Genomic DNA, 20,821 nt, shown 5'->3' with positions numbered 1-20,821 from the left:
TGGCAAATCGCATGCCGAACTGATGCTTGCGCACAAATATCACAAAAGGATAAAAATATATACCGGCTGCTCGCTTTAACCCTAGATAAAAGTTTTAGCGAAAAATATGCTGTTTTTTGCAAAAAGCTCAAAGAAAACAATTGCGATGAAACTCTTTATGGACCTTCAACTTATTGGATTATGCCATCAGAACAGCAGCTAGAAAGCGCACTCGCATCATTGCTGAAAACAATCGATGAGGTTAGCAAAAAAGCTGATGCGGGTTCGTACAAGGGAAGAATTAAAGCCGAAATCTCAAGACTTTTGGCCCAAGAAAGAGGTAACAAGGAAATAGGCGCCTGCGCTTGCGCAGTATTGCTTTTGCAGGGCCTGAGTTGCACTATGCCAGCTGGACTGCGAGACCGATTCGTTCCTGCAGATAAGCAATGTGCTATCGACCTGGACGCAGCGCTTGGAAGCGCTCTCGATGAAGCTGCCGCAGAACAATGGAAAACTAAAAACACTCCATCTTGGGACCGCCTTCTGAATGAGGAGCCGATCGAAGCAGAAGAACAAGATTCAGAAGAAACCACACCACGAACTCTCGATCCTCATAGCCCTGAAGTAGTTCGCGACAGCAATAATGCAACACCTGAAAATGTGCAAAACGACAATACTGCAACATCTAAAAAAGAATAGCATCATTGACAGGCATACTGGAAATGCCTACAATCAAAACAAGTAGATATAAATATCTATCCTTTCATTGAAATTATTGGGGGCGTAACGGCTTCGACGTATTATTGCGGGCTTTGAGAGCATGTCGAGCTTCGATTGAGTGCTCGTAAAAAAATCGATCAAAACACAAATGCAAACCCTATGGGCCTTGCTTACGCGTAATCCTAGTATTACAGCGTACTTGTATTTCAGGCGTGTCTATCAGTTTGACTTACTCGTATTATCAAGATAGAACTTCCAAGCGAGATTGAGCAGTTGAGTAGCTTGGTAGTATCACGAAGTTGCCTTGTGTAAAAACCACTTTGTCACGAAGGTTTTACACGAGTATAATTCGAGACTAAACATGTAGTGCTTAAAGTTTTCAGTTTTGCGGACATGGGTTCGACTCCCATCGCCTCCATACTTCGCTAAAGCTTCGTATGGCAGGCCAGCCCAAATGGGCAAAATCCCTAGCATAATCTTGAAATATATTCCTCGGTAGCTCAGCTGGTAGAGCAAACGACTGTTAATCGTTGGGTCGCAGGTTCGAGTCCTGCCCGGGGAGCCATTTCGACGCGAAAAGGACAATATCAAGAATCTATGTTGTCCTTTTCTTGCTCAAGGCCCCTGGCCTGTGCAATAATAGCGGCGAAATGGCCCTGAGCATGTTCCGAGCTTGTCGAGGAAATTGTCGAAGGGCAAAGTTATGCCTGCATGGTTCTATATCCTTAGACTTCGATCCAGTTCGCTCTATATAGGTACTACGACTAATTTGGAGAAACGTTACAAAGAGCACAACTCCCGTGTAGTATGTCGGAGCTGACCCCTGATGTCAATAGTGGACACCAATAATATTCATGCTGCACATCTCTCCCTATAGAATTGCCGCTCATACTGGGCAGAGGAGATAAATATCCCAGTCTTGCCTGCCTGCGTTGCCGATTATAAAAGACCTCAATATATTCTGCGATATTCCCTGATTGCCTATTCCCTTGTAGCATAACGCTGATGATATACAAGTTCATTTTTCAGTGTTCCCCAGAAACTCTCTATGGGAGCATTGTCGTAGCAGTTGCAAAATAGCGTATATGTCGAGCATAAAGTGAATACGGTTTAGCTCATAGTGTAAATCTCCATTTGCAGAATATATCTTTCGGGTGAGGGTCAGGTGGAGCAAAAAGGCACTCAACCTTGATGTTCGGGTCAATTGCGTGGGCAAAGTTGGTAAACTCACCCCTGTGCATATCCTTACACACAAACTCGCCAATACCACGTCTCAGCCTTGCCTCCTGGGTGGAACAGTGGGGCACGGTTATATTTACTTCATACTCTTTTTCTTCAATCTCGTAATCTACGATGATGGTCCAGGGAAAAAATTTTAATGCCTTCACAAAACCTTTTAATCCTTTCTCCCCTATATCGAACCGTTTGATGAGGTCCTTTGCTGCCATCTCAGGTACACGTCCCCAGACCCTTTCATTTATGTTTTCGGCAGTAGGCTGGTCGAACCTTTCTGCCACATAGAGAAACCAGAAGGCATCAATAACCCTGTAATGCCAGAGCAAAAATTCAATGTAACTTCTGAGTTGAGGCGCTTCCATTTTTTCAAAGATTTTTAGATTCATTTGCCCCCCCTTATTTAAGTTTTTGAATTTTAAATTTTAAATTTTAAATTACAGGTTTCTATGATACCCTGCTAATCATCCTCTTCCTTAAGACCCCTGCTTTTAATATCCTTTAAAGAAGTTTTAAGGTCTTTTCCTTCATATACAATCCTGTAAAGCTCTTCAGTAATGGGCATTTCTATCCCTAATCTTTGTGAGAGTCTATAAGCCGAATCGATTGTATAATAGCCCTCTACCACGGCCTTTTGTAATCCTATAATATCCTCTGGTTTTTTCCCCTTTGCGAGCTGTGTGCCGAACCACCTGTTTCTACTTAAATGGCCGTAAGATGTAAGGATTAAATCACCAATTCCGGAAAGTCCCATGAATGTGGTTTCCTTCGCCCCGAGTGCCTTTCCCAGCCTCTTGATTTCTGCGAGGGCACGGGTTATAAAGGCTGCCAGTGTATTTGTGCCAAGATTTAAGCCCTCTATGATGCCAGCACCTGAGGCCATGACATTTTTCATTGCACCGCCCAGCTCTACCCCGATAATGTCTTCACTTGTATAAACCCTGAAATTGTCATCATGGGTAACCCTCTGAAAATACCTTGAAAGGTCCCTATTCTTTGAAGATACTACAACTGATGTGAAGGCACCCCCTGCAACCTCTTTTGCGAATGAAGGACCGGAAAGTACTCCAATATGAGCATTGCCTCCAAGTACCTTTTCAACTACCTCGCTCATGCGTAAAAGGGTTTCTGTTTCGAGCCCCTTTGTAAGAATCAGTATATTCTTGCTGGACAGGGGCCTGGAGATACCTTCTATAGTCTTCCTTATGGCAAAAGAAGGTGTGGCAATGACAATATTGTCTGAGGACGAGGCGAGCATTTCGAGACTATTTGTAAATTCAATGTTTTCAGGTAATATGAATCCTGGGAGGTAAAAGGTATTTTCCCTCTTTTCTTTGAGTGTTTCGTAAAGTTGTTTTTCATATACCCAGAGAAGTACCTTCTTTCCTTTCCTTGAGAGATGGATAGAGAAGGCAGTACCCCAGGCACCTGCACCAATAACGCCTATATCCATTAATCTTCGCCTATTATTGCTACACCGCTTATTGTTTGTTCCTTTTCCAGATCCATAAGCTTTACGCCAAGACCACCTCTTTTTTGAACATGTATAGCTTTGGTGTTAAACCTGATTGTCTTTCCTGTATCTGTAACAAGTATTATGTCGTTGTTTTCGCTTACCTTTACCTTTTTTAAACACACAACCTGGCCATTTTTTGTTCCGCATTTGACATTTATAATGCCCTTTCCACCACGTGCCTGGACCCTGTAATCGGAACAGGGGGCGCGCTTTCCATAAGCCCTTTCAGTAACCGTGAAAACAGTACAGTCCGGGGTTACAATCTCAATAGAAGCCACTTCATCTTTTTCCCTTAATCTGATACCTCTTACACCGTACGCTGCCCTGCCCATGGACCTTATCTGTTCTTCTTTAACCCTTATTGACATACCCTTTTTTGTAGCAATTATCAATTCGTTTTGCCCGTTTGTTTCAAGGACATCTATAAGGCTGTCGTCCTCAGGTAGGCTTATCACCCTTATCCCTGAAGACCTCAGATGCCTTAACAGGCTCAAGGATATTTTCTTTACCTGCCCTTTCTTTGTGACAAAGAACAGGTATTTATCTTCCGCAAACTCCTTCACATGAGCAATCGCGGTTACTCTTTCATTTCTGTCCACATTTATAAGGTTTATTACAGGTTTCCCTTTGGAGGATAGAGGGGCTTCGGGAATGGTATATATTTTTATAGTATGTGCTTTACCGGCATCGGTGAAAAATATTATATAGGAATGAGTGGAGGCTATATACAGGTGGTCTACTAAGTCTTCCTCCCTTACGATTATGCCTATTTTTCCTTTTCCGCCTCTTAGTTGATTTTTGTACTGGTCTATGGGTGTTCTTTTTATGTAGCCTTTGTTGGTAATTGTAACTACGACCTCCTCCTCTTTGATCATATCTTCTACAGTGATTTCGGGCAGTTCATCCACAATCTCCGTGAGTCTTTCATCCCCATATTTTTCTTTCATTTCGAGGAGTTCCTTTTTTACGAGTTCCAGCAGTAGCCTTTCATCTTGAAGAATCTTTTGCAGTCTCTTTATCTCTTCAGTGGTAGTTTTAAAATCATCAAGGATTTTTGTTCTTTCAAGGGATGTGAGGCGTTGCAGGCGCATCTCGAGGATGCTTGTAGCCTGTTTTTCAGAAAGTTTAAAACGGTCCATCAGCGAACTTTTTGCTTCCTGTGTATTTTTTGATTTTTTAATGAGGGCAACAACCTCGTCTATATGCTCAAGCGCTATTTTAAGCCCTTCAAGGATGTGGAGCCGATCCTGGGCCTTGTTCAGTTCAAAGGTAGACCTTTTGGTTACCACGTCTTTTCTGAAATTTACAAACTCCTTTAGTATTTCTTTCAGGTTGAGGACCTTGGGTTCGTTGTTTACAATAGTGAGAAATATAATGCCGAAAGTGGTTTGTAACTGGGTGTGTTTATAGAGTTGGTTTAAAATAGGTATTGCCATTTCACCCTTTTTTAGCTCTATAACTACACGTATCCCTTCTCTGTTTGATTCATCTTTTATGTTTGATATACCTTCAATCCTTTTTGTGCTTATAAGCTCAACAATATTCTCAATGAGCCGTGCTTTATTGACCTGGTAAGGAATTTCTGTTATGACAATTGCTTCTTTGCCATCCTTTTTCAGTTGTTCTATAGCAGTCCTTGCCCGTAGTATTATATGTCCTCTTCCTGTTTCATAGGCATCTTTTATGCCCTGCCTTCCATAGATTGTTCCCTGAGTTGGAAAATCAGGTCCTGTGATATGGGTTGAAAGTTCGCCAATTGTAATATTAGGATTGTCTATGTAAGCAACTGTACCGTTAATGACCTCGTTTATATTGTGAGGCGGTATGTTGGTTGCCATACCTACAGCGATTCCAGAGGACCCGTTTATGAGAAGGTTTGGTATCCTGGAAGGCATAACGGTTGGTTCGGTAAGGGAATCATCATAGTTTGTTTTAAAAGACACAGTTTCCTTTTCTATATCCTTTAAAACTTCTTCGGCTATCCTTGAGAGCCTGACCTCCGTGTACCTCATAGCAGCAGGCGCATCCCCATCGATTGAGCCGAAATTCCCCTGGCCATCTATAAGGGGGTACCGCAGGGAAAAATCCTGTACCATCCTTGCAATGGCGTCATAAACCGCCTGATCTCCATGGGGGTGAAATTTACCGATTACGTCACCCACCACCCTTGCAGATTTTTTATAGGGTTTATCATGGGTGTTGTTCAGTTCATACATTGCGTACAGGATTCTTCTGTGGACTGGTTTCAGGCCATCCCTTATATCAGGCAATGCCCTGCCTATTATGGTGCTCATTGCATAGTCAAGGTATGACCTTTTCATCTCTTCTTCAATTGGTACTGTAATAACAGCCGTGTGCATTCAGATCCTCCCTGTGTGTGCCTTTTCATTAATCTAACATAAACAATGACCTGTTGACAATTAAACATGCTTTACATATCCATTATTATAGCTATAATTGTAATATGGTGGGTGTGGTATGAGCAGGCAAAGAAAGATTGCCATAACCTTTATCCTCGTTGGAGTTTGTTTGCCACTATTCCTGTTATTTTTTGTTTCAGGTTATGATCCGAATGCGTCTTTATCCTGGAATGTCAATTATGTGGAGATTGTATTCAGAGATAAACACTGGGCTAAACCAACAGAATTTGATGAAACCCTTGACAACCTCAGTGCTATTATAATGAGAGATAGGTATCATAGGTTTGGTAGTATGATATTAAAACCAAAGATTGCGATTCGCTACAAGACCGTTATTCTTTTTAGTTTATTTTTAATTTTTATTGGTACAGGACTCATACCATTATCAAACAACCATCAATAACCTGTTGACAATTAGACAGACATTTTAGAAAATAATGAGCATGAAGTTTATATCCCTTCTCGCTATCCTCTTTTTAATTCTTACTGGATGTTTTTCTTGCAGCAAGGAAAATAAAGGCCTGAAAGAGGAAATCAAAATGCTCAAAGAGGAGAATAACTTTTTAAAGGCTGAAAATGTCGGTTTAAAAAAGGAGATAGAGGAATTATATAAAAGGCTTGAAGAAAAGGAGGGCATAAAGGCACAAGAGGATGTTAAGGAGGCTATAAAGATAAAAGAAGGCGTCAAAGATGATTTGAAGGCGAAAGACAATGCCAAAAAGAAAGTTAGATGAGAAACATATCCCTCATTGTTTCCTATGATGGGACAGCATATCATGGGTGGCAATACCAGCCAAACCTAATAACAATAGAACGGGTTGTACGAGAAGCAATAGAAAAAATCCTGAACCATAAGATAAAGATTTATGCAGGGGCGAGAACAGACACGGGTGTCCATGCACAGGGGCAGGTGGTAAACTTTTTTACAGAGAAGGGGATAGAGCCAGGAAGCCTTGCCAGAGGATTAAATAGCCTTCTGCCAGTGGATATAAGGGTGAAGGATGCCTTTGAGGTTGGCCCTGATTTCCATGCAAGGTATTCTGCGAAAAGTAAAACCTATGTGTATTGTATCTTAAATGCCACGTATAATTCTCCCTTTTATGTCCGGTATGTCTGGCATATTCCCTATAATATTGACGTTTCTTCAATGAATGATTCAATAAAATTGATTGTAGGGCAACATGATTTCTCAGCTTTTAAGAAAAAGGATACTACTTACCATAATCCAATAAGGGAAGTTATAAGGGCAAGGGTAAAAAGAAGGGGAAACTTCATTTATATTGTGATAGAGGCTACAGGATTCTTAAGATATATGGTAAGGAATATTGTTGGAACATTGGTCCTTGTGGGCTCAGGTAAGATAGAGGTAGAGGATTTCAGAAAAATTTTAGAGTCGAAAGACAGAGAGAAAGCAGGCCCAACTGCACCGGCGAAAGGACTGTTCCTCAGAGAGATAAAGTATTAGGAAAAAACGTAAGTGGTAAGTAGAGAGTGGTAAGTGGTAAGGAGTAAGCAGACTTAATAGCTCTTAGCTCGTGGCTCATGGTAGAAAAATAGTAGGGAGTAAGGAGTAGGCAGAATGAAGCTGAGAGAGAGCAAAGAGCAGAAAGCAGAGAGCAGGGGGGGACAGTTAAAAATCCGTCTGAGTTATTAGTTAATCTATTTTATAAAGTAGCGACAGGCACAAAGAAGGTTCGAACAACCCTCACCATTCTTGGTAGTGTGTTTTTCCTCACCATTGTTTTGCTAACAATTTATATCGCTATTAAAATGGACAGGTTACTTGATCTGCCTGAACTCTTTTCCAGTCTATGGGGCACTATTGTATCTCTTCCTTTTATTGTTGTGGGTGTTTGTTTATGGCTATGGTCTGTATGGCAGTTTATCAGGGCTAAGGGAACACCTGTACCTTTCAATCCACCACAGAAGTTGATTACCACAGGTCCTTATGCCTATGTCAGAAATCCAATGCTTGCCGGTGTCTTCCTCATGTTGTTTGGAGTCGGTGTATTATTACAATCAATATCTCTTACATTTATATTCACGCCAATATTTATACTTTTTAGTATCCTTGAGTTTAAACTTATTGAAGAACCTGAGCTTGAGAAGCGCCTTGGAAGAGAATATATTGAATATAAAAAAACAACCCCATTACTTATCCCAAAGAAAATCAGAAGATCGGGGTAGTAATGCATGATGGACGAGGGACAATACATGATGCATGATGGTAAATGTCCTGTACAAGATTTTCTTGATTCTTTACCTGGTAAGGCTGCTCAGAAAGTTGTGCGGGTCCTGAGTCTTCTGGCGGATTTTGATGATATTTCATCCTTCTATTTCAAAAAGCTTGTCGGTACTGAAGAAATTTGGGAGTGTAGAATTCAGTTCGGCTCAAATTCCTATCGCGTATTATGTTCCTTTGCTGACGGCTCTGCAGGGAGAGATAGATAAAGCAGAATCTTATAAAAAATCCTATAAAAAATAGTTTTTAAAAAGGAGGAAAAACCATGAGTGACCTTAAAAAATATATAAATGAACGAAAGAAAAGGGATTTAGAATTCGCTGAAGGGTACGAGGAAGGTTATAAACAATTCAAAATCGGTATTATACTCCGTCGGGCACGTGAGTCTGCAGGGTTGACACAAGAAGAACTGGCGCTCAGGCTCAGCACAAAAAAGACCGCAATAGTGAAAAGATGACTGAACTAACAGTTATCAACAATAAATTAACAAATTCTCTATCTTTCATCTCTGATATTTTCATCTATCCACCATCAAATATAAAATAACCACGCCGTGATACGGGATTCAGCATCATATAATGCATTGTGTGTTTTTTCCATCACTAAATAGCATAACATTCTTTGTACTTGGCAAAAAGACTTTAGTCAGATAAACTATAATTTTGTTATAAATAGGGTTGACTTTTCCGGGTATAATGCAATAATTTTTGTGTAATATAACGGTATCTGGTTATGACAGAGAGAGAATATTTTAAAATTGCCGAAAAATACAATCAACATCACAACCTTAACCATTACAGGAATCTACCCCCTGAAAAACAGAATATATTCTTGAAAGGGTTACAAGGATTAGATTTTAATCTCATCTTTAAACTGCACAAAACTTTTTCCAGTAAGATTATCCTTCCAAATTATATAGACGATGTCGGGCAAGCTCCAATCATTCCCATCCCTAAAACACACAGGGATAAATCCCAACAGGAAGAGGCACGGATATTGGGAGAATCGCTAATCCGTCAAAACAAGATAGCTACACTGATTGTTGCTGGCGGTCAGGGTTCAAGACTTGGCAATGAAGGCCCAAAAGGCGCATTACCAATAACGCCCATAACAAAAAAATCATTATTTCAGCTTTTTGCAGAATCGGTAAAAGCAATGTCCATACAATATCACGCTACAATCCCGCTTCTAATTATGACAAGCCATGAGAATCATCGGGATATCCTAAATTTCTTCAATTCACACGATTATTTCGGGCTTGACAGGCATACAGTACATTTTTTTCAACAGAGCATGCTACCAAGCATCACCCCTGAAGGAAGGCTAATCTTAAAAGACGAAACCCATTTATTTATGAACCCCGATGGTCACGGTGGTTCTCTTAAGGCACTTCACAATTCCGGCCTTCTAAAATATTTAACAGAAAAAGGTATTTCAGAGCTTTTTTACTGTCAGGTTGATAATCCTCTCGTTAAAATAGCTGATCCTGCTTTTATTGGCTATCACAAAATGTCAGATGCAGAAATATCTACAAAGGTGGTGAGACGCAGAAATACCAAGGAAAAGGTTGGTGTTTATCTATCTATAAAAGGCAAAGATGCGATTATCGAATATAACGACCTTAGTATTAAAAAGATGTCTGCTGTGGATGAGAATGGGGCTATCCTTTACTGGGCTGGAAATACTGCCATACATGTGTTAAGCCTTTCCTTTATCGAGCGCTTAAACAAACATGGGTTTGCCTTGCCATACCACCGTGCAATAAAGACTGTTAAAACGATCGGTCCTGATGAAAAACCAATAAAAACAGAAGCCTGGAAATTTGAAACATTTGTATTCGATGCCATTCCACTGGCAAGAAAAACCTGTTGTGTAGAGGCAGCCCGTGAAGAAGAATTTTCTCCGGTTAAAAATAGAGATGGTGATGATTCACCGAAAACAGCACAACGCGCCATGAATAACCTCCATATACGATGGTTCGAAGAGGCTGGAATTGTAGTTCCACCAGCCACCAAAGTTGAAATCAGCCCTCTTTTTGCACTTGATAAGGAGGAATTTATAAAAAAATTAAAGGGTAAACTTATGGACATTCGAGAAAATACTTATTTTGGAAATGAATAATGATAGGTATTACACTATGCCGTTCCCCTGATCTCGTGCATCTTTACAAAATTTGCCTTACCCGATGTGGATGGGGGAAGACTTGCTACTATTATTACCCTGTCACCCACTTCTGCATATCCCAACTTTATCAACAAAGAATCCACCTCGTTTACAAGTTCGTCTGTACTCTCCAAATGTCTCACAAAATGTGCCCTTACACCCCAATAAATTGACATCTGTCTCACAACTTTCTCATCAGGCGAAAATCCAATTATAGGTGTGCTTGGCCTGAATTTTGATATTAATCTGGCAGTAAATCCAGACCTTGTGAATGCCACTATCCATCTGGCACCAACCTCCTCTGCCGCATGGGACGCTGCATGAGCAACTGCTTCAGGAAACTCGTAAATACCACCATGAACATATATTGGCACATGGGTTTGCCCGTCCTTCTGGTTTGAGCTTTCTGTATATACAATAATTCTATCCATAACCTTCAGGGCTTCTATTGGATACTTTCCTGAGGAAGTCTCTGCTGACAGCATCAGGGCATCTGTCCCATCAATTACCGCATTTGCAACGTCTGTAGTTTCCGCCCGTGTGGGTCTTGTATGTTGCGTCATCGATTCAAGCATTTGTGTGGCCGTTATAACTATACGCCCACTATTATTAGCTTTCTGTATAAGCATTTTCTGAATCATCGGAACCTCTTCTAAGGGCATTTCAACCCCAAGATCTCCCCTTGCTACCATTACTCCATCCACTTCACCAATAATTCTTTCAATGTCCCTTATGGCTTCTTCTTTTTCTATCTTGGCTATGATAGGGATATATACACCCCTCCTTGAGAGCCACTTTTTCACGTTTATAATATCTCTGGCGCTTCTCACAAATGATAATGCTACGTAGTCAACACCCATCTTTATACCAAACTCAAGATCCTTTTTATCCTTTTCAGTAAAAGACCCCCCTCTCACCTTCATATGCGGAAGATTGACGCCTTTTTTCTCTTTCAGTACCCCTCCTTCAATGATAGTAGTTATCAATGAATCCTTTTCCTTTTTTAAAACCTCAAGTCGGATAAGTCCATCATCTAAAAGAACAGTATCTCCAATCTTTGCATCCTCTATCAATGATGGGAAAGTTATAAATATGTTCTTTTCGTCTCCCCTTACATTACCCTGCCGAATTGTAAGCTTTTCTCCCTTAATTAGGTTGACCTTCCCTCCTGAAAGCTCCCCTACCCTTATCTTGATGCCTTGAAGATCCTGAAGAATTGAAACATGTTTTTGAAGTTTATCAGAAACTTTTCTAATCTTATTGATTACATCACCATGAAAATTATGGTCGCTGTGGGAGAAGTTCAATCTCGCCACATCCATGCCACTTGCAATAAGCGCCTCTATGCCCTTTTCACTACTTGTTACAGGTCCTATTGTGCAAACTATTTTTGCCTTTCTCATCCCGTCCATTTCTCCCCCCTTTTTAAAACTCCCAAATATAACTGTTCACTGTTCACTACCTCTAAAAGTTTGATGTAATATTCTGCTTCTTCCATCCTTCCTCTTTTTTGTGCCCCCTTTATATAAATCTGGCATTTTTTCTTTAATTCCGCCACAGCCTTTACCCTATTATCTTTATCCAGTGTATTACTACTCAGTATCTTAACCAGGCTTTGTATCCTGAATCGATCGATAGCTTCATATTTTTTTGAAAGTTGGTCTTCATGCCCTCCCCTTTTTACAATCAAAGGTTTTTCTATAAATAGTATTGGATATTGAGAGGAAATCCTCAACCACATATCGTAATCCTCGCACACAGGTAAAGATTCATCAAAAAGGCCTATTCTCTCGAATACCTCTCTTTTGATTAACGCAGAGGATGGGCTTATTATACAAAGAGGCAGGCATTGTTCAAAGATATAGCCTGAGTATTTTTTATGCCTCAATTTTTGATTTAATCTCCTTCCATTCCTTATCCAGATTTCATCTGTGTATGAGATTAAGACATCCTGCTTCTCCATCAATTCCATCTGTTTTGAGAGTTTGCCTTTTTTCCATAAATCATCCACATCAAGAAATGCTATATACTCACCGTTTGAAACCCTTATGCCTGTATTGCGGGCACTGCTTATGCCCCCGTTTAACTTCCATACATACCGGACCGGCAACCCTTTAATCTCCTCAAGGGAATTATCAGTGGAACCATCATCAACTACTATAACTTCTTTGTCTTTATAGTCCTGATCTAATACAGAAAGAACGGCTTGTTTTAAATAAGCCCTTCTATTGTGAGTTGTTATTACTACTGATACCATGAAGATAGAGTTTCATTTGTATTTTTTTTACCCCGCCCATTAGGTCTATATCCCAGAGAGGCATGAGCATTGTGCTCTGGTAGTTCTTTTCAAAACCATTTTCCGACAGGGAAACAACTTCTACCGGAAATGTCCATATATAAGTAGGTATATCCAGCTCCAGTATAACTTTAACATTTTGATATGGGTCATGGAGTAACACGCTGCGAGAAGGTTTTAAAATCTCTTTACTTGTGAGGGGTAACCTTCCATGTTCAGTTTCCATATACCTTTCACCACCACTTCCCAAAAATGAGAAATTAAACTCTATACCCACATAGAAAGGTTCAACAATGTTACCTTCAATCAAGTAGTCTATTGAAACTATATCTTCTCCTTCATACAAAACAACCTTTTTCTCTATAGACAACGGTAACCCCTTATTCCCCTTCCAGTAATATCCATCCCTTCTCATCGATAGTGTAACGCACTTCTTACCCCTTTTTATCTCTCCCCTGTATGATTCTTTTACAAAATCTCCTGGCTCAATATATCTGCCCCTATAAAAATTCTCAAATGTTACATCCTTTCCCATAATATGATCTATAAGAGAAGCCCTTCTGTACCAGTCATAATGGAGGTATTGCTCAAGACCCTCTTCTTTTGCAGTAATCATATCATGGATTGTCTTTTTTCCGTCTGCTATATCGCTCGATGAGGCACTCTTTACCTTATCGTGATAACCCTCATACCTCCTTGAGAGAGTAGCCATAATATTTGTGGACGATGGTTTATAATCAAGTTCATATAAAATTCCGCCTTGTTTAAGCAAAAAATATGCCTTTACATTATTATTGTTGAGAACTGCCTCTTCCCATCCATCCATATTTATATCTTCAAGGTATCCTTCAACAAACGGCTTTTGGGGGTCTAAACACTTTTCTGCCTCAATAAGGTGTTTATAAACAGAAGCCCGAAGATGGGGAAGGTAAAGACCACCAAAAACTCCATGCCAATAACTATCATTAGTCTGGGCCATAAACACATGTTCCCTGGCAGTCACATCCTTTTTAACTCTCTTTGTTACCCAGAGCATCTTTTTATGCATATCGTTGCTTTCAACATACTTTGTAAGGAAGTATTTAAAATAACCACCTTTTAAAAAACGTTTATAGTTCGCATCAGCATTATTCATGCACGCGCTATAACCTTTTGAGACAGGGGCAGGTAAACACCATTCTCCCATCTCTTTATACGAATTACAGTCAAGATAGACAAGACCTTTTGGTGGCTTCCGTGACACATATTCGCCAAATGTAACTGTCTGTATCCAATCTTTATTCTCGCTCAGGTATGTAAAAAAGGCTCTTAGCCAATTTTCCTTATATACAGAATCGTATGTACCAGGCCACAAACCAAATTTTTCTCCATCATCTCCAAAAACTGCTAAATCTCCTCCTTTTTCCTCTACTCCCCTGAAATACTCATTAATTCTTTCTATCTGCTTAAAGGGGATCGCATATCTCAAGAACTCTAAACCGGGAAATATTAACAATTTATATCCTTCATACTCTGTAATATAATAGCCGTAAAGCTCGTCTTCCTTCATCCCAACAGCCTTAAAATGGTTATCATCTACAAGAGTATAGGAAGCTCCTGCCTTGCTTAAAATTCTGGGCATATAAGGTTCATACACCCTCTCTGCAAGCCATATACCTTGTGGTCTTTCACCAAAAACACCCTCCATACAATCCATATGCATCTTTATCTGTGAATATCCATCCTCCTCTGGTAATAACGAAAAGATAGGTTCATACATACCGCCTGATACTATTTCAACCTGGCCTTTTTTCTTGAGTCCCTTTAAAAGTTTGATATACTCAGGCTTGTTTTTGTATAACCATAAAAAAAGATAACCTGAAAAGTGGAGAGTTATCTGTATCTCTTTGAAATCTTTCAACACATTAAAAAAAGGCATATATGCACGCACATATGCCTCTTCCAGGATAAAATCCATGTTTCCTACCGGCTGGTGGTTATGTATACATAGGGCAAGGTTCATTCTATCCTTTAAAAAAATGGCGGGGACGACGAGAATTGAACTCGCGGCCTCCGGCGTGACAGGCCGGCGTTATAACCAGGCTTAACTACATCCCCGCTTAAATGGTAGGCGGAACAGGTTTTGAACCTGCGACCCCCGGCTTGTAAGGCCGATGCTCTCCCACTGAGCTATCCGCCCGAACTTTCAAATATAACAACTTAAGCTAATAAAAGTCAAACCCTCAGGCAATCTCTGCTTCTTCCTCATAGATCAGTATAGGCCTTTCACGGCTCATTATAACTTCTTCACTTAACACACATTCTTTTACATTAGATAGAGTAGGTATTTCATACATCACGTCCAGCATAACCTTTTCCATTATAGACCTTAAGCCCCTTGCACCTGTTTTCTTCTTCATTGCTTCTTTCGCAATACCCCTTAGTGCACCTTCTGTAAGTGTGAGCTTTACATTTTCCAGATCAAAAAGCTTTTTATACTGTTTTACAATAGCATTTCTCGGTCTCTTCAAAATTTCCACAAGGGTATCCTCACTTAAATCTTCAAGGGTAGCTATAATTGGTAGTCTCCCTATAAATTCAGGTATTAATCCATACTTAAGGAGGTCTTCTGGTTGAATATCTTTAATTAATTCTGAATACTGTTTATCTCTCCCACCTTCCACATCGACACCAAAACCTATTCCTTTTTTCCCAATTCTATTTGCTACTATTGATTCTACACCATTGAATGATCCACCACATATAAAGAGAATATTCGTTGTGTCTACTTTAATATAATCTTGCTGGGGATGTTTCCTCCCACCTTTTGGCGGCACATTTGCAATTGTTCCCTCTATAATCTTTAAAAGTGCCTGTTGAACACCTTCACCTGATACATCCCTCGTTATTGACGGACTATCGGTCTTTCTGGATATTTTATCGATCTCATCTATATAAACAATACCGCGCTCTGCCCTTTCTGTGTTGTAGTCCGCAGATTGCAATAGATAAAGTATGATATTCTCTACATCCTCTCCTACATAACCAGCTTCCGTTAACGTAGTGGCATCCGCTATTGTGAAGGGAACATGCAATATTTTTGCAAGGGTCTTTGCAAGGAGCGTCTTTCCTGAACCAGTTGGCCCAATAAGAAGGATGTTGCTCTTCTGTATTTCTATATCATCAAAAGTTGCCCTGGATTCTATTCTTTTATAGTGGTTATAAACAGCCACTGAAAGTACCTTTTTCGCATAATCCTGTCCTATGACATACTCATCAAGAAGCTTTCTAATCTCCTGGGGTTTTGGTATAGAAGTTTTAATGTAGTCAAATCTCTCCTTCTTTGCTTCATCCTGTATAATCTCATTACAAAGCTCTATACATTCATCACAGATATACACCATAGGACCTGCAATCAGTTTCTTTACCTCGTCCTGGCTCTTTCCACAAAAAGAGCAGTGTAATTTAATTGTTCTCCCATTATTTCTTTTGATCATTGTCATTGCCTCTTCTCCACTATCTGGTCTATAATACCGTATTCCATTGCCTGCTCGGAAGTCATGTAAAAATCCCTTTCGGTATCCATTGCAATCTTTTCAATCGGCTGTCCTGTATGTTTTTTTAAAATCCTGTTTATTTCTTCCCGTATCCTCAATATCTCTTTTGCCTGAATGTCTATATCTGTTGCCTGTCCCTGTGCACCTCCAAGGGGCTGATGAATAAGGATTCTCGAGTGAGGAAGTGCATACCTTTTACCCTTTGTACCACCTGCGAGCAATACCGCCCCCATGCTTGCTGCCTGACCAATACACATAGTTACTATTGACGGTTTTACATATTGCATTGTGTCATAAATGGCGAGACCGCTTGTAATTAAACCACCAGGTGTGTTCACATATAGATATATATCCTTTGCAGGGTCTTCAGATTCTAGAAATAAAAGCTGTGCTATGATAGTATTAGCCACATTATCATCTATACTGGTACCCAGGAAAACAATTCTCTCTTTAAGCAGCCTTGAATATATATCATAGGCCCTTTCTCCTCTACCATCCTTTTCAATCACTATTGGGACAAGATTCATGATTTCTCCCTTATAATCGCATTATCTCTAAGAAAATTAATAGTTTTTTCTTCGACAACGCTACTTTTCAAGTTCTCCGTGAGGTTATAATGTTCATAAAAACTCTTAATATCATCATAAGGCCTCTTTGTATCCTCAGCAATCTTTTTTATTCTCTCATGAATATCATTATCATCTACCTTTATGCCCTCTTTTTCAGCAATTTTTGAGAGCACTATATCTATCTTAATCCTTTCCTGCGCCCTTTGTTCAAACTCCTTTTTCAAGTTACTCTCAAGGGTTCTTTGTTCCTCTTCGTTTAATTTATCTGTTTTAAACCTTGACTTCGCGTCCTGTACCATCATCTCTATCCTTTTTTCAAGGAGCCTTTTAGGAACAGGTATGTCCATCCCATTTATTAAAGACTCTGTTATCTTTTGAGCAACATCCCTTTTTCTCGCCCCTTCTTTCTCCTTCTCTATTTCTTTCTTAAGCCCGTCTTTCAAGCTTGTCATGTTTTCAAAGTTAAGATCCTTGGCAAACTCATCATTCACTTCCAAGAGCCTTTTTTCCCTGATCTCTTTAAGCAATACCTTAAAAAGTATTGTTTTTGATGCAATTTCTTTATCGGGATAATCTTCAGGAAACTTTATCTCTACTTCTCTTTCATCACCCGCTTTCATCCCGATGAGTGTATTCTCAAACTCCGGCATAAGTGTAGTAGCACCTATTTCCAGTGGATATGCTTCCGTAGCTATATCTTTTACCGGTTTTCCATTCATATAACCTTGATATTTAATAACTACAAAATCTCCTTTCTGCGCCCCGATGTCCCCTTCTTTTGTTATCATTTCTGCGTGCATTTGTCGTAAACTTTCAATTTTTTTCTCCATATCCTCATCTGTTACTTTGATTGCCTCTACCTCTACCCCTACCCCCTTATAGGAAGGCAGTTCTATCTCAGGCAGGACCTCACACTCAAGTTTGTAACCATGGCGGCCCTCTTCTTCCAAAAAATCCACATAGGGTTCTATAATAGGTTCGACCTTGGCCATATTAAGGGCATCTACCATTGTGGATTGAACCATCCTTTTCTTTAACTCTTCATCAATATAATCCTTATAATAGTGGGTAATAATAGATCTTGGAATTTTTCCGGGTCTAAAACCTTTTACTTTGGCCCCTTTTTTAAGCTCCTCGTATATCTTTTCTTCTAATTCTGTTATCTTTTCTTCCGGAAGGATAACCTCCACCCTTTTCCTCACACTATCAAGAGTCTCTACCTCGACTTTCATTCTATCCTCCAGAAAATAAAAAAGAAACTAAGCCTGTCTCCCTCACAGTTTTTTTATTATAACTATTACATCTTAAATATTCAAGATGTTTCGGCTTTTAAGTGTGGATCTTAGCTTCCAATAGCGGCTAACGGAGCTATTTGGCGTGCATGGTGTCCTGTCCCTAACAGTATCTTTACACTCAGGAGAGAAAGGAGTTCCCTGTTGCATGACATCACGGCAAGGTTTCATTGCGAACGAAGTTGAGCAACATGACCGGTTGCCACCCGTGGACTGGAGAAATCGCTTCCGCGGGTACCCGGCTCGAACGAAGCGGAACGTCTCGAAGGGGAAACGGGCATGTCCGAAGTCCCGCATCCATGCGGGGCAAGTTTGCCAGTTTCAGTGGAGCGATTCTCGGGTACCCGCTTGCGGGTGATGGTCGGGAATGGAGATATTTAAAATACTTGAATGTTGTGACATAATATATGACATATATATAAGGATGGTACTATTGCATAATTGGAAACTTAATTTCGATAAGGTAAACCTACTCGCATGAAATTTGAAAAAATAAAAAAAATCATAGGCATTGCTCTTTTGATAATGAGAGAATCTATAAAATCATTCCTGAAAAACAACAATTTCGAGATGTCAGCAGCTCTCGCTACCTATGGCTTTTTCTCTCTTATACCGCTTCTCTTCTTTGTTGCGTACCTGCTTGGCAATTATGCCATTCTGTCACAGACAATCATGAGTGGCATAGAAAGTCTCATAGCTCACCTGTTCCCTCAGCTAAATAAATTAATTTCCAAAGAATTCTACTTCTTAACGGAATATAAAGTAATATGGGGAGTTGTCAGTCTTTCAATAGTTTTTGTATCAATCATGTCTCTCACAGACTCGCTAAGAACTGCATTCATCAAAATTTTCAATATAGACAGTGAAATATCTTTGATACGGTCACAGTTCCTTAACGCCGTAGCAGCCCTCATTACACTTATTCTATTCTTTGTCCTCATGGTAGGCGAAATATTGTATTCCTCCATTACACGTATGTTATTAAAAAGCAATCCGTCGTTGATCGGCATTACAGAGATTATTACCTCTCTTATTGTAGCAACTTTGTGTATGTGCATTTTCTATATCACCTTCTTACCTGTAAAATTGTGGATAAACCGCCTCCTCACAGCTTCTCTTGTCTCTGCTTTCCTCATAATCTTTATGAGAAACTTGTTTTCAATCTTTCTTACCTTCAATCCCAGCTATGGTCTGGCCTTTGGTTCTCTAAAAACCCTGTTCATAATGATTATATGGGTCTATTATTGCTTCCTGGTAATCCTCTTCGGCGCTGAGATCATGGTAAATATTAGTAAGAGAGATGCACTCCTGCTGAAGGGACTTTTTCTTGAGGACTCAACTTCTCTTAAAGCGCCAAAGATGCTTATAAAGAAGTTTATAAAACGCTATAACACAGGGGAGACAGTTTTTGCAGAAGGCGAAAAGGGAAGCAACATGTTCTATATTATCTCCGGTTCTATCAATATTTGCAAAAAGGAGCAGATTATCAGGGTTATGAAGAAGGGTGAATACTTTGGCGAGATGTCAATGCTCGTCAATACCCTGAGGACAGCTACAGCGATTGCCGCAGAACCTGACACACAGCTTGTAAGTATCTCCCATGATAATTTTGATGTCATATTGAGGGAAAATCCCAAGATTGTTCTCTCTATTCTTAAAGAAATGACTTCAAGACTTAAAATGACTAACGAGAACATATAATTATTGGCAATCTAAATAAGTTTACTTAGTCAAATTTTTTATAAAATTTGGCAATTTAAATGCTGCTTCATGGATATCCTCGTTATAATATTTTGTCGTGAGTTTCAAACCCAGGAAGTATTTTTTATTAAAATCGCAGAGCATTAAGGCATCTCCTTCGCTCGCTGGTGCTTCATCTCCGACCCTTCTAAGAGCCCCTCTGCACTTGAATGTGGGCGACCCTGCACCGAGCAGGGTACCCCGCTATTAATTCCTCCCAGCCCCTGGGGTTCAGGCAGAGATGCATCCGCACATTCATCCCCCATATATGCGGGGGAACGTTTGATACGCTCAAGATGGTTCCCCGGAGATTCCGCAATGCTCGCTCTGAAGACACCTTAATGCTTAAAAACACCGTATTAGGATTTGGGCAACAGGCTGTCAATGTTGAACGTGTCTTGGGCTCAAACAAAGAGCTTGAGGTTCGCTTCAGTGACGATTTTCCCAGCCTCCCGAACCACATACTTCATAATCAAGAAATTCTTCCTAAAAGAGAGTTTTCCACAAAGAAGTAATTTATGCTTTGTTCCAACCAGAAATAAATAGTTATTGGCTGTACGATAACACCCAGAGGACCCATTTCAGAAGTCAGAAGGAGAGCTTTGTGCTTTTTTAGTCGATTCCGGGCAATATTCTGATGGCGCTGACACAAAATTAGTGGTGAATCACTATTGCTTGACTGCTTGCCTTAAAGGCACTCATTAGCCTCGGGTTTTTAACCATAAAATCGGCACGTTCGTATTGATAATCTGCTTTTCTTGTGTTATTCTTATTGCATGCTGAAAAGCAAAATCCTATCAGTCTCGCCCCATTCAACCATTAACCGTATTGGGTTCATCGGCAACTACCTGCCGCGCCAGTGCGGTATCGCCACATTTACCACCGACTTATGTGAGGCCATAGCCACCGAATACGACGGCACGACATGCATTGCCTTGCCCGTCAATGATCTCGAGGCCGGCTACCCTTACCCTGCCCGCGTTCGCTTTGAACTGACCGAGAAGGATATTGACTCCTACCGCCGCGCCGCAGACTTCCTGAATATCAACAGCGTAGACCTCGTCTGTTTGCAACACGAATATGGCATCTTTGGCGGGCGGGCGGGCAGTCACATC

General features: G+C 40.2%; 19 protein-coding genes, 3 tRNA genes, 1 other RNA gene and 2 pseudogenes. 13 read left to right on the top strand and 12 right to left on the bottom strand.

The features are described from left to right. The 4 genes from NTU69_06635 to NTU69_06620 form a co-directional block, all read left to right on the top strand. The coding region (locus NTU69_06635) for a hypothetical protein (protein MCX5803193.1) at positions 1–678 on the top strand (678 nt) is incomplete at its 5' end. A 78-nt stretch (positions 679–756) separates the two neighbouring features. After that, positions 757–1,120, top strand: a transfer-messenger RNA (tmRNA) gene (ssrA, locus tag NTU69_06630). A 68-nt stretch (positions 1,121–1,188) separates the two neighbouring features. Beyond that, a tRNA-Asn gene (locus NTU69_06625) sits at positions 1,189–1,264 on the top strand. A gap of 138 nt (positions 1,265–1,402) precedes the next feature. Then, positions 1,403–1,519, top strand: coding sequence for a GIY-YIG nuclease family protein (locus tag NTU69_06620; protein ID MCX5803192.1), 117 nt, complete (start codon positions 1,403–1,405; stop codon positions 1,517–1,519). A 32-nt stretch (positions 1,520–1,551) separates the two neighbouring features. Here NTU69_06620 and NTU69_06615 read toward each other — a convergent pair. The 4 genes and pseudogenes from NTU69_06615 to gyrA all read right to left on the bottom strand — a co-directional run bounded on the left by NTU69_06615 (position 1,552) and on the right by gyrA (position 5,808). Further along, positions 1,552–1,770: pseudogene (locus NTU69_06615) on the bottom strand (IS3 family transposase). A gap of 44 nt (positions 1,771–1,814) precedes the next feature. Further along, the gene (locus tag NTU69_06610) at positions 1,815–2,321 is read right to left on the bottom strand and encodes a DUF6125 family protein (protein ID MCX5803191.1); all 507 of its coding nucleotides are present in this window, start codon (positions 2,319–2,321) and stop codon (positions 1,815–1,817) included. A 71-nt stretch (positions 2,322–2,392) separates the two neighbouring features. Continuing rightward, positions 2,393–3,385 (bottom strand): NAD(P)-dependent glycerol-3-phosphate dehydrogenase, encoded by a 993-nt coding sequence (locus NTU69_06605; GenBank protein ID MCX5803190.1) that lies wholly within the window; start codon positions 3,383–3,385, stop codon positions 2,393–2,395. After that, on the bottom strand, positions 3,385–5,808 hold the full coding sequence (gene gyrA, locus NTU69_06600) for a DNA gyrase subunit A (protein MCX5803189.1): 2,424 nt from the start codon (positions 5,806–5,808) through the stop codon (positions 3,385–3,387). The genes NTU69_06605 and gyrA overlap by 1 nt, the downstream gene beginning before the upstream one ends. 118 nt (positions 5,809–5,926) lie before the next feature. Here gyrA and NTU69_06595 point away from each other — a divergent pair, with 118 nt between their 5' ends. From NTU69_06595 to NTU69_06565, 7 genes and pseudogenes are all read left to right on the top strand, one after another. Then, positions 5,927–6,271 (top strand): hypothetical protein, encoded by a 345-nt coding sequence (locus NTU69_06595; protein MCX5803188.1) that lies wholly within the window; start codon positions 5,927–5,929, stop codon positions 6,269–6,271. Positions 6,272–6,311: 40 nt separating this feature from the next. After that, a complete protein-coding gene (locus NTU69_06590) occupies positions 6,312–6,602 on the top strand; it encodes a hypothetical protein (protein ID MCX5803187.1) in 291 nt (96 codons plus the stop codon). Continuing rightward, positions 6,599–7,333, top strand: a complete 735-nt coding sequence (gene truA, locus NTU69_06585) for a tRNA pseudouridine(38-40) synthase TruA (protein MCX5803186.1) — start codon at positions 6,599–6,601, stop codon at positions 7,331–7,333. Before NTU69_06590 ends, truA begins: the two co-directional genes overlap by 4 nt. 305 nt (positions 7,334–7,638) lie before the next feature. After that, positions 7,639–8,055 (top strand): isoprenylcysteine carboxylmethyltransferase family protein, encoded by a 417-nt coding sequence (locus NTU69_06580; GenBank protein ID MCX5803185.1) that lies wholly within the window; start codon positions 7,639–7,641, stop codon positions 8,053–8,055. A 6-nt stretch (positions 8,056–8,061) separates the two neighbouring features. Beyond that, a complete protein-coding gene (locus tag NTU69_06575; protein ID MCX5803184.1) occupies positions 8,062–8,319 on the top strand; it encodes a type II toxin-antitoxin system RelE/ParE family toxin in 258 nt (85 codons plus the stop codon). A 56-nt stretch (positions 8,320–8,375) separates the two neighbouring features. Further along, positions 8,376–8,561, top strand: a pseudogene (locus tag NTU69_06570) (transcriptional regulator). Between the two features lie 281 nt (positions 8,562–8,842). Beyond that, positions 8,843–10,231 (top strand): UTP--glucose-1-phosphate uridylyltransferase, encoded by a 1,389-nt coding sequence (locus NTU69_06565; protein ID MCX5803183.1) that lies wholly within the window; start codon positions 8,843–8,845, stop codon positions 10,229–10,231. Positions 10,232–10,245: 14 nt separating this feature from the next. Here the strand turns inward: NTU69_06565 and pyk are convergent, their stop codons facing one another. The 8 genes from pyk to tig all read right to left on the bottom strand — a co-directional run bounded on the left by pyk (position 10,246) and on the right by tig (position 17,906). After that, the gene (gene pyk, locus NTU69_06560; protein ID MCX5803182.1) at positions 10,246–11,685 is read right to left on the bottom strand and encodes a pyruvate kinase; all 1,440 of its coding nucleotides are present in this window, start codon (positions 11,683–11,685) and stop codon (positions 10,246–10,248) included. Continuing rightward, positions 11,673–12,530, bottom strand: coding sequence for a glycosyltransferase (locus tag NTU69_06555; protein MCX5803181.1), 858 nt, complete (start codon positions 12,528–12,530; stop codon positions 11,673–11,675). The genes pyk and NTU69_06555 overlap by 13 nt, the downstream gene beginning before the upstream one ends. Then, the gene (locus tag NTU69_06550; GenBank protein ID MCX5803180.1) at positions 12,499–14,526 is read right to left on the bottom strand and encodes a DUF1926 domain-containing protein; all 2,028 of its coding nucleotides are present in this window, start codon (positions 14,524–14,526) and stop codon (positions 12,499–12,501) included. The genes NTU69_06555 and NTU69_06550 overlap by 32 nt, the downstream gene beginning before the upstream one ends. A gap of 62 nt (positions 14,527–14,588) precedes the next feature. Continuing rightward, positions 14,589–14,666, bottom strand: a tRNA-Asp gene (locus NTU69_06545). Between the two features lie 7 nt (positions 14,667–14,673). Then, positions 14,674–14,748 (bottom strand) — tRNA-Val (locus tag NTU69_06540). 43 nt (positions 14,749–14,791) lie between these two features. Continuing rightward, positions 14,792–16,042, bottom strand: a complete 1,251-nt coding sequence (gene clpX / locus NTU69_06535; protein ID MCX5803179.1) for an ATP-dependent Clp protease ATP-binding subunit ClpX — start codon at positions 16,040–16,042, stop codon at positions 14,792–14,794. Between the two features lie 5 nt (positions 16,043–16,047). Continuing rightward, positions 16,048–16,632, bottom strand: coding sequence for an ATP-dependent Clp endopeptidase proteolytic subunit ClpP (gene clpP, locus NTU69_06530; GenBank protein ID MCX5803178.1), 585 nt, complete (start codon positions 16,630–16,632; stop codon positions 16,048–16,050). Beyond that, complete coding sequence (gene tig / locus NTU69_06525) at positions 16,629–17,906, bottom strand: trigger factor (GenBank protein ID MCX5803177.1); 1,278 nt, start codon at positions 17,904–17,906, stop codon at positions 16,629–16,631. Before tig ends, clpP begins: the two co-directional genes overlap by 4 nt. Positions 17,907–18,443: 537 nt before the next feature. Between tig and NTU69_06520 the strand changes: the two genes are divergently transcribed. Both NTU69_06520 and NTU69_06515 read left to right on the top strand, forming a co-directional pair. Then, positions 18,444–19,667 carry a YihY/virulence factor BrkB family protein gene (locus NTU69_06520; GenBank protein ID MCX5803176.1) on the top strand — a complete coding sequence of 408 codons (1,224 nt, stop codon included), beginning with the start codon at positions 18,444–18,446 and terminating at the stop codon, positions 19,665–19,667. Between the two features lie 815 nt (positions 19,668–20,482). Beyond that, positions 20,483–20,821: glycosyl transferase family 1 (locus NTU69_06515; protein MCX5803175.1), on the top strand; the 339-nt coding region annotated here is incomplete at its 3' end.

The organism is Pseudomonadota bacterium, from assembly GCA_026388215.1.
GTDB lineage: Bacteria > Desulfobacterota > Syntrophorhabdia > Syntrophorhabdales > Syntrophorhabdaceae > JAPLKF01.
Note: the sequence above shows the minus strand (reverse complement) of the source record. Positions and strands in the feature narration are given on the sequence as shown.